Raw genomic sequence first — 8,885 nt, 5'->3', positions numbered from 1 at the left:
AAAGAAAAAGGTGGAGAGTCGATCTGTAAGCCGGGTTCTGTCTTGAACAGTCATTCGTCTACGATGGCCATCACTGGACATCTTTAGCAACCTACCCGGTCCCAGCGCGGGCCACGCCTTGGGACCCTATTTGGTCTTGCTCCAAGTGGGGTTTACCTAGCCACGAACTGTTGCCAGACGTGCGGTGCGCTCTTACCGCACCTTTTCACCCTTACCGGCGCCGAAGCGCTTAGGCGGTTATTTTCTGTGGCACTTTCCGTAGGCTCACGCCTCCCAGGCATTACCTGGCACTTCGCCCTATGGAGCCCGGACTTTCCTCCCCCCCCTAATTTTCATAGAGGGCAGCGACTGTCCGATCGACTCTCCGCCGCGAAGGTTACCGGCAGAGCGCCCGAAGAACAAGCACCAAGCGCCATTGGGCACGCCTGCGCGTCGGGTTTTACTCGCCCTTCTGCTGATCCAGCGCGATTTGGTACAGCACATTCTTTCGCTCGCCGGTGATTTGCGCCGCCAATGCCGCCGCACGCTTGAGCGGCATTTCTTCAAGCAACAGGTTGAGGATGCGCATCGCTTCGCTGCTGACGGCACCTTCCTCTTCGGGCGCGGACCAGCCCGCCACCAGTACCACGCACTCACCGCGCTGCTGGTTGCTATCCGACTCGACGAACTCGCGCAGCTCAGCCAGCGGCAGCCCCTTGAGGGTCTCGAACGTCTTGGTCAGCTCGCGGGCAAGCAGCGCCGGGCGCTCTGGACCGAACACCAGCTCCATGTCTTGCAGACATTCGAGGATGCGATGCGGGGCCTCATAGAAGATCAATGTGCGAGGCTCTTCCTTTACCTGCTCGAGACGCGCACGTCGCCCCACAGCCTTTGCAGGCAGAAAACCTTCGAATATGAAGCGGTCGGAAGGCAGCCCTGCTGCCGACAGCGCTGCAATCAACGCGCAGGCACCCGGAACCGGTACTACATTAATGCCCGCTGCCCGGGCCTGCCGCACCAGGTGATAACCCGGATCGGAAATCAGCGGCGTCCCGGCATCCGAGATCAACGCCACGTTGTCACCGGCAAGCAGGCGAGTGATAAAGCGACTACCTTCATCCCGCTCGTTGTGTTCATGGCAGGCCGCCAATGGCGTCGCAATGCCGAAGTGCTGCATCAAGCGCTGGGAATGACGGGTGTCTTCCGCGGCGATGAGGGCCACTTCACGCAGAATCTTCAGCGCCCGCGCACTGATGTCATCCAGGTTGCCGATGGGCGTCGCCACCACATAAAGCGAGCCAGCAGCGGAATTCAAAGCACCTGGAGCAGTCAAAGCGCACACCTCATGATCGGTAAAAGTCGCCATTGTAGCGCGTAGCGAGACTCACGATACCCGCAAGCAAACGAGGTATCGGTGACCGTTTGTGCGCTGGCGCAACATTTACACCAGCTAAATTGATTGATTCACGCCAGTAACATCGCGCCCCGGCCAGTGCTTGGGTACAATTCCACGCTAATTTGATCGAGTATCAGGAACGCTTACATGATCGCTTGCCTGCGGCTGTTATCTGCCCTCTGCCTCGCTGCCTTGCTGACGGCTTGCGCCAGCTCGCCCTCCTCCAGCCTTGGCGAGCTTCCACGGACACCGGACGCCAGTATCGAGCAACTGCTTGAGAAAGCCTCCCAAAGCAAATCACCGGAAGATGCCGCCCTGCTGCGCTTGAGCGCTGCCGACCTGGCTTATCGCCAGGGCAACGCCGGCCAATCCGCGCAAATCCTGCAACAGGTTCCTGTCGAACAGCTCAAGCCGGGCCCACAGGTTTTCGCCAACACCCTGGCGGCGGAACTGGCCATGACACGCAATCAGCCCAAGGCCGCGCTGGCCGCCTTGAGCCATCCGAGCCTGCAATACTTGAGCGAACTGCCCGAGGAACAACAGGTCCGCACCGGCACCATCCACGCCCGCGCACTTGAAGCCGATGGCCAGACCCTTGCCGCCGCTCGCCAGCGCATTTTCATCGCCCCGATGCTCGAAGGCGAAGCCGCGAGCAAAAACCACGAAGCCATCTGGACCCTGATCGCTTCGCTGCCGACCAATCAGCTGCAGCCAAGTGCCACCGACGATCTCGGCGGCTGGATGGCCCTGGCACTGGCCGTGAAATCCGCTGGCACCCTGGAGCAGCAACAGGCCGCCATCGACAACTGGCGCGCGCAGAATCCGAAGCACCCGGCAGCCATTCAATTGCCGCAGCCACTGACCCAACTCAAGGAACTGGCCAGCCAGCCCCTGAACAAGATCGCCCTGCTGCTGCCTCAGGACGGCCAACTGGCGGCGGTTGGCAAAGCACTGCGCGACGGCTTCATGGCCGCTCACTACCAGGCCCAACAGGCCGGGCAGAAACCACCCGCCATCGAGTTTTATGACAGCTCGCGCCTGACTTCCATGGACGAGTTCTACCGCAAGGCCCAGGCCGATGGCGTGCAACTGGTCGTCGGCCCGCTGGAGAAGCCGCTGGTCAAACAGCTGAGCACTCGCCCGCAGTTGCCGATCACCACCCTGGCATTGAATTACAGTGAAGGCGATCAAGGCCCGGCGCAGCTGTTCCAGTTCGGCCTTGCCGCTGAAGACGAAGCCCGCGAAGTGTCGCGCCGCGCTCGCGCCGACGGCCTGCATCGCGCAGCCATCATGGTGCCGAAAGGTGAATGGGGCGACCGCGTGCTCAAGGCGTTCAGCCAGGATTGGCAAGCCAATGGCGGCACCATCGTCGCCACCGAACGCGTCGACCAACCGGTCCAGTTGGCCCAGCAAATTGCCGACATGTTCCAGCTGCGTCAGAGCGAAGGTCGCGCCAAGAGCCTGCAAAGCACCGTTGGCTCGCAAGTGGCTGCCCAGCCATCGCGCCGCCAGGACATCGAGTTCATTTTCCTCGCCTCTACACCGCAACAGGCCCAGCAGATCAAACCGACCCTGAACTTCCAGTACGCCGGCGATGTTCCGGTCTACGCCACCTCTCACGTGTTCAGCGCCAACGGTGACGTCAACCAGTACAACGACATGAATGGCATTCGCTTCTGCGAGACGCCATGGTTGCTGGACGCCAATGATCCACTGCGCCGCCAGGTCACTGCCCAGTGGCCACAAGCCGCTGGCAGCCTGGGGCGCCTGTATGCCATGGGTGTGGACGCCTATCGCCTGGCGCCACGCCTGGGCCAGCTCAAGTCACTGCCGGACAGCCGTATCGACGGCGAATCGGGCAGCCTTGGCATGTCCCAGAGCCAGCGGGTCGTGCGCCAGTTACCATGGGCCGAGTTCGCCAATGGCCAGATTCAGCGCCTGCCGGACACCGCTCGCTGATGCCTGACAGGTCACGCCAGCAAAGCGGCAAGGATGCCGAGCGCCATGCGCTCGAGCATCTTCAACAACAAGGTCTGCGCCTGCTGGCGCAGAACTGGTTGTGTAAACGCGGCGAGCTTGATCTGGTCATGCTAGATGGCGATACAGTAGTATTCGTTGAAGTCCGCTACAGAAAAAACACTCAATGGGGTGGCGCGCTCGATAGCATCGATGAGCGCAAACGGCAAAAACTGATTTTCGCCGCGCAATATTATCTTCAGCGCGAGCCGCGCTGGGCCAATTCCCCTTGCCGCTTCGACGTGATTGCCATCGACAGCCACCTCGATCAGTTGAACTGGCTACAGAATGCCTTCGACGGCTGATCGCCGGCATTGCGAACCGGACACTATCACCCAACATTTTGCTCTTTGCTTTGCGGGCTGCACATTCACGTGCCGAACAGCCGCGCTACTTAAGGTCACACAGATGGACATGCAATCCCGAATTCGCCAGCTTTTTCAGGCCAGTATCGACACCAAGCAACAGGCGATGGAAGTACTTGCACCGCACATCGAGCAAGCCAGCCAGGTCATGGTCAACGCCCTGCTCAACGAAGGAAAAATGCTTTCCTGCGGCAATGGCGGCTCTGCCGGCGACGCCCAGCACTTCTCCTCCGAGCTGCTCAATCGCTTTGAGCGCGAACGCCCAAGCCTGCCGGCCATCGCCCTTACGACCGACAGCTCGACGATCACCTCGATTGCCAACGACTATAGCTACAACGAAATATTCTCCAAGCAAATCCGCGCGCTCGGCCAACCGGGCGATGTGTTGCTGGCTATCTCCACCAGCGGCAACTCGGCCAACATAATTCAAGCGATTCAGGCCGCACATGATCGCGAAATGATTGTCGTAGCATTGACGGGGCGTGATGGCGGCGGCATGGCGTCGCTACTGTTGCCCGAGGACGTCGAGATTCGCGTACCGGCCAACGTCACCGCTCGTATTCAAGAAGTCCATCTGCTGGCGATCCATTGCCTTTGCGACTTGATCGACAGCCAATTGTTCGGGAGTGAAGAATGACCCCTAATCGCCTTGGCCTACTGGCCTTGACCCTGTGCCTCAGCATCAGCGGCTGCACCTCGGTGGTGACTGCCAGCCGTGAAGCACCGATTGAAGATGACCGCGGCACTCGCACACTGGGCAGCAAGATCGACGATTCCCTGATCGACACCAAGGTTGGCGTGAACGTTGCCAAGGCCGACCCAGCCCTGGATAAGGATTCGCATATCGTCGTCACCAGCTTCAACGGTGTCGTACTGCTCGCCGGGCAAACGCCACGCGCAGACCTCAAGGCCAAGGCCGAACAGGCTGCCGCCGCTGTCCAGCGCGTGAAAAAGGTGCACAACGAACTGCAAGTCCTGCCACCCTCCTCGCTGCTGGCACGACAGAACGACACCTGGCTGACCACCAAGATCAAGACCCAGATGCTCGCCGATGCGAACATCCCCGGCTCGCGCATCAAGGTAGTCACTGAAAACGGCATCGTCTACTTGCTGGGCCTGCTGACCAAGCAGGAAGCGGCACAGGCGACCAACCTGGTGCAAGGCGTTTCCGGCGTACAGAAGATCGTGAAATTGTTCGAGTACATCGACTGATCTACATCTTGCAGGAGCGAGCAAGCTCGCTCCTGCATCATTTGAAGGCGGCGAAATAAAAAAGGGTGACCCTTGCGGATCACCCTTTTTTTATTTAACCACCTTCAAACTCGGTCGACCGCTTGGACGCGGCGGCTCACTGTCGGGTGGTGGAAGATCGTCATCCGGCTCGATCTCGTCGTCCTCGCCCATGGGCGATTCCAGATCGAACACCATGCCCTGGCCATTCTCCCGGGCGTAGATACCCAGGATCGAAGCAATTGGCACGTACAAGGTGTGCGGTACGCCACCAAAGCGGCCCTCGAAACTGACCGCCTCGTTATCCATGTGCAAGTGACGCACGGCTTGTGGCGATACGTTCAGGACGATCTGTCCGTCACTGGCAAACCCCTGAGGCACCTGCACCGACGGGTACTCGGAATTGACCAGCATGTGCGGGGTGCAATCGTTGTCCACAATCCACTCATAGAGCGCGCGGACCAGATAAGGTCGACTGGAGTTCATAACGGCTCCTTAAGCCTTAGCGCATGTCGCGTTCGACACCAGACAGACTCGCCTGGAAAGCCTCACGCGCAAACTGGCGCTCCATATAATCAAGCAGCGGCTTAGCCGGCCGCGGCAGTTCTATACCCAGAATCGGCAATCGCCAGAGTATTGGCAATAGGCAGCAATCCACCAGACTTTGTTCCTCACTGAGGAAAAACGGTTTGTCGGCAAACAGTGGCGACACACCCGTCAGACTTTCGCGCAACTCTTTTCGAGCCACGGCACGAGCCGCTTCCTTGGTCCGCGAATCCAGAATCAGGTCCACCAGACCACACCAGTCTCGCTGAATGCGGTGCATCAGCAGGCGACTGTTGGCACGCGCCACAGGATAAACCGGCAGTAGCGGCGGGTGCGGGTAACGCTCATCCAGATATTCCATCACCACAGTCGACTCCCACAACGCCAGGTCGCGATCGACCAGCGTGGGCAAGCTGCCGTAAGGGTTCACCTCAATCAGTTTAGGTGGCTGGCGACCAGCCTCCACGTAAATGATCTCGGCGCTGACACCCTTCTCTGCCAGTACGATGCGCACTCGGTGGGAATAGTGGTCGGCGGGGTCGGAGTAACAGGCCAACCGATTGGTCACGCCCATGGCGATCCTCCTCGCTTGTAGAAATTATCGAAAGCGGAAAAACGAGCGCGCCCAGAGGGCGCCTCCCGTAACGACTGGATCACCAGTTTCGCTACATCTTCAGAGGCGCCCTTGGGCGCGCGCGATTAACAGCAATAGCTTGAAGCTTTATCAGTGCACGTCTTTCCAGTATTCGCGCTTGAGCAGGTAAGCGAAGACGAAGAAGAACGCCAGGTACAACAATACGTACGTACCGATGCGCTGATGTTGCAGCTTAACCGGGTTAGCCGAGTAAGCCAGGAAGGTTACCAGATTCTTGACCTTCTCATCGAACTGCTCTGCAGTCAGGGCACCGCTTTTCGGCACGATGGTCAACTGATCGCACGCTTCATGAGTCAGCGCCGTACCAGTCAAAGGATCATATTGCTTCTTGCCGTCTTCGACGATCTGAACCTGTTTGCAACCCACCACCTGGCGACCCTGTAGACCGACCAGGACGTTAGGCATGCCCACGTTCGGGAAAACCTTGTTATTCACACCCCATGGGCGCGAAGGATCTTCGTAGAACGACTTCAGGTAACCGTAGAGCCAGTCAGTGCCGCGAACACGGGCAACCAGGGTCAGGTCCGGCGGCGCTGCGCCAAACCAGGCCTTGGCGTCCGCTGGCTGCATGCCGATGCTCATGTGATCGCCGATCTTGGCGCCAGTGAACACCAGCTTCTCGAGCATCAACTCATGGGGAATGCCCAAGTCGTCGGCAACACGCTCATAGCGCTGGAACTTGGCACTGTGGCAGCCCATGCAGTAGTTGGCGAAGGTACGCGCGCCGTCCTGCATGGCCGCCTTATCGGAAACGTCGATGTCGACTTTTTCCAGCTCGGGGCCACCGTGCTCAGCTGCGAAAGCAAACACCGGCAATGCAGCAAGCATCAATACAGCAAATAGTTTTTTCATCAGCCAGTCACCCTTTCCGGAACCGGTTTGGTCTTCTCGAGCCTGGTGTAGAACGGCATCAGAATGAAGTAGGCGAAGTACAGGAAGGTACATACCTGCGACAACAGCGTACGGCCTGGAGTCGGAGCCAGAACACCCAATACACCCAGGATCACGAACGAAATACAGAACACCCAGAGCCAGATCTTGCTCAGCCAGCCTTTGTAGCGCATCGACTTGACCGGGCTGCGGTCGAGCCACGGCAGGACGAACAGCACGGCAATGGCCGCGCCCATGGCGATCACGCCCAGGAGCTTGTCCGGAACCGCACGCAAGATGGCGTAGAACGGAGTGAAGTACCAGACCGGAGCAATGTGCTCTGGGGTCTTGAAGGCGTTCGCCACTTCAAAGTTCGGCTTTTCGAGGAAGTAGCCACCCATTTCCGGGAAGAAGAACACGATCGTGCAGAAGATGAACAGGAACACCACCACGCCGACAATATCTTTCACGGTGTAGTACGGGTGGAAGGCAATGCCGTCCAGCGGTATGCCGTTTTCGTCCTTGTGCTTCTTGATGTCCACGCCGTCCGGGTTGTTCGAACCGACTTCGTGCAACGCCAGGATGTGCAACACCACCAGACCCAGGATAACGATCGGCAGGGCAACCACGTGCAAGGCGAAGAAGCGGTTCAGGGTAATACCGGAAATCAGGTAGTCACCACGAATCCACTGAGTCAGGTCGTTGCCGATGACCGGGATCGCACCGAACAGCGAGATGATCACCTGTGCACCCCAGTAGGACATCTGGCCCCACGGCAGCAGGTAACCCATGAAGGCTTCGGCCATCAGCGCCAGGTAGATCAGCATGCCGAAGACCCACACCAGTTCACGCGGCTTCTGGTACGAACCGTAGAGCAGGCCACGGAACATGTGCAGATAGACCACGATGAAGAACGCCGAAGCGCCAGTGGAGTGCAGCAGACGCAGGATCGAGCCGTACTCGACGTCGCGCATGATGTATTCGACGGAAGCGAATGCCTCTTCCGCCGACGGGGTGTAGCTCATGGTCAGCCAGACACCGGTAACGATCTGGTTGACCAGAACGAGCAGCGCCAGGGAGCCAAAGAAGTAGAAGAAGTTGAAGTTCTTCGGAGCGTAATACTTGCTGAGATGGTCTTCCCACATTTTGGTGGCGGGAAAGCGCGCATCAACCCAATCCATGAACTTGCTCATCACGCTTTCTCCGTATCGACGCCAATGATAATAATTTCATCGGTCTCATAGGAATGCGGGGGAACTGGCAGGTTCAAAGGCGCAGGCTGCGACTTGTAGACGCGACCAGCCAGATCGTAGTGGGAACCGTGGCAAGGGCAGAAATAGCCGCCTACCCAGTCCTTACCCAGATCCGCAGGTGCCACTTCGGGACGGAAGGTCGGCGAGCAACCCAGGTGCGTGCAGATACCGATCAGCAGCAGGACCTCGGGCTTGATCGAACGGGTTTCCGGATCAACGTAAGTCGGTTGTGTCGAGTTCTTGGAGGCCGGGTCAGCGAGCTGGCCCTCGATCTTCTTAAGATTCCCCAGGATTTCCTGTGTACGGCGGACGATGAACACCGGCTGGCCGCGCCACTCAGCAATCATCTGCTGGCCTGGCTCGATTTTGCTGACATTCACTTTCACCGGTGCACCTGCGGCTTTCGCCTTGGCACTGGGAAACCATGACCCCACGAACGGGACCGCAGCCCCCACCGCTCCTGCAGCACCCACCACGGATGTGGCTGCTACCAAGAAGCGACGCCGGCCTGCATTCACGCCGTCATTGCTCATTCAGTCCTCTCCCATCAGCTTTGTGGCCTGTTAAATCAGGCA

At 58.9% G+C, this 8,885-nt stretch carries 10 protein-coding genes and 1 other RNA gene; 4 read left to right on the top strand and 7 right to left on the bottom strand.

Annotation, left to right across the window (positions count from 1 at the left end; all coding sequences use genetic code 11):
* Positions 1–10: 10 nt before the first annotated feature.
* An RNA gene (gene rnpB, locus AC3WTM_RS20990) (RNase P RNA component class A) lies at positions 11–364 on the bottom strand.
* Positions 365–439: 75 nt separating this feature from the next.
* Positions 440–1,345, bottom strand: coding sequence for a 16S rRNA (cytidine(1402)-2'-O)-methyltransferase (gene rsmI, locus AC3WTM_RS20985; RefSeq protein WP_167362876.1), 906 nt, complete (start codon positions 1,343–1,345; stop codon positions 440–442).
* 177 nt (positions 1,346–1,522) lie between these two features.
* Between rsmI and AC3WTM_RS20980 the strand changes: the two genes are divergently transcribed.
* The 4 genes from AC3WTM_RS20980 (at position 1,523) to AC3WTM_RS20965 (ending at position 4,968) form a co-directional block, all read left to right on the top strand.
* Complete coding sequence (locus AC3WTM_RS20980; protein ID WP_102670991.1) at positions 1,523–3,334, top strand: penicillin-binding protein activator; 1,812 nt, start codon at positions 1,523–1,525, stop codon at positions 3,332–3,334.
* Positions 3,334–3,696 carry a YraN family protein gene (locus tag AC3WTM_RS20975; protein WP_090457618.1) on the top strand — a complete coding sequence of 121 codons (363 nt, stop codon included), beginning with the start codon at positions 3,334–3,336 and terminating at the stop codon, positions 3,694–3,696. The genes AC3WTM_RS20980 and AC3WTM_RS20975 overlap by 1 nt, the downstream gene beginning before the upstream one ends.
* A gap of 103 nt (positions 3,697–3,799) precedes the next feature.
* A complete protein-coding gene (locus AC3WTM_RS20970; protein ID WP_007972584.1) occupies positions 3,800–4,393 on the top strand; it encodes a phosphoheptose isomerase in 594 nt (197 codons plus the stop codon).
* A complete protein-coding gene (locus AC3WTM_RS20965; protein WP_057713355.1) occupies positions 4,390–4,968 on the top strand; it encodes a BON domain-containing protein in 579 nt (192 codons plus the stop codon). Before AC3WTM_RS20970 ends, AC3WTM_RS20965 begins: the two co-directional genes overlap by 4 nt.
* Positions 4,969–5,058: 90 nt before the next feature.
* Here AC3WTM_RS20965 and AC3WTM_RS20960 read toward each other — a convergent pair whose 3' ends face one another.
* From AC3WTM_RS20960 to petA, 5 genes are all read right to left on the bottom strand, one after another.
* Positions 5,059–5,472: a ClpXP protease specificity-enhancing factor gene (locus AC3WTM_RS20960; protein WP_007998247.1), complete on the bottom strand. Its 414-nt coding sequence runs from the start codon at positions 5,470–5,472 to the stop codon at positions 5,059–5,061.
* Positions 5,473–5,488: 16 nt separating this feature from the next.
* Complete coding sequence (locus tag AC3WTM_RS20955; RefSeq protein ID WP_007989864.1) at positions 5,489–6,106, bottom strand: glutathione S-transferase N-terminal domain-containing protein; 618 nt, start codon at positions 6,104–6,106, stop codon at positions 5,489–5,491.
* Positions 6,107–6,256: 150 nt separating this feature from the next.
* Positions 6,257–7,039: a cytochrome c1 gene (locus AC3WTM_RS20950; protein WP_057713354.1), complete on the bottom strand. Its 783-nt coding sequence runs from the start codon at positions 7,037–7,039 to the stop codon at positions 6,257–6,259.
* Positions 7,039–8,250, bottom strand: a complete 1,212-nt coding sequence (locus AC3WTM_RS20945) for a cytochrome b (RefSeq protein ID WP_102670990.1) — start codon at positions 8,248–8,250, stop codon at positions 7,039–7,041. The genes AC3WTM_RS20950 and AC3WTM_RS20945 overlap by 1 nt, the downstream gene beginning before the upstream one ends.
* Positions 8,250–8,843 (bottom strand): ubiquinol-cytochrome c reductase iron-sulfur subunit, encoded by a 594-nt coding sequence (petA, locus tag AC3WTM_RS20940; protein ID WP_057713353.1) that lies wholly within the window; start codon positions 8,841–8,843, stop codon positions 8,250–8,252. The genes AC3WTM_RS20945 and petA overlap by 1 nt, the downstream gene beginning before the upstream one ends.
* Between the last annotated feature and the right edge of the window lie 42 nt (positions 8,844–8,885).

It is taken from the genome of Pseudomonas sp. EU05-FHT14B02, from assembly GCF_058791055.1.
This window is presented reverse-complemented; position numbering and strand designations above follow the sequence as displayed.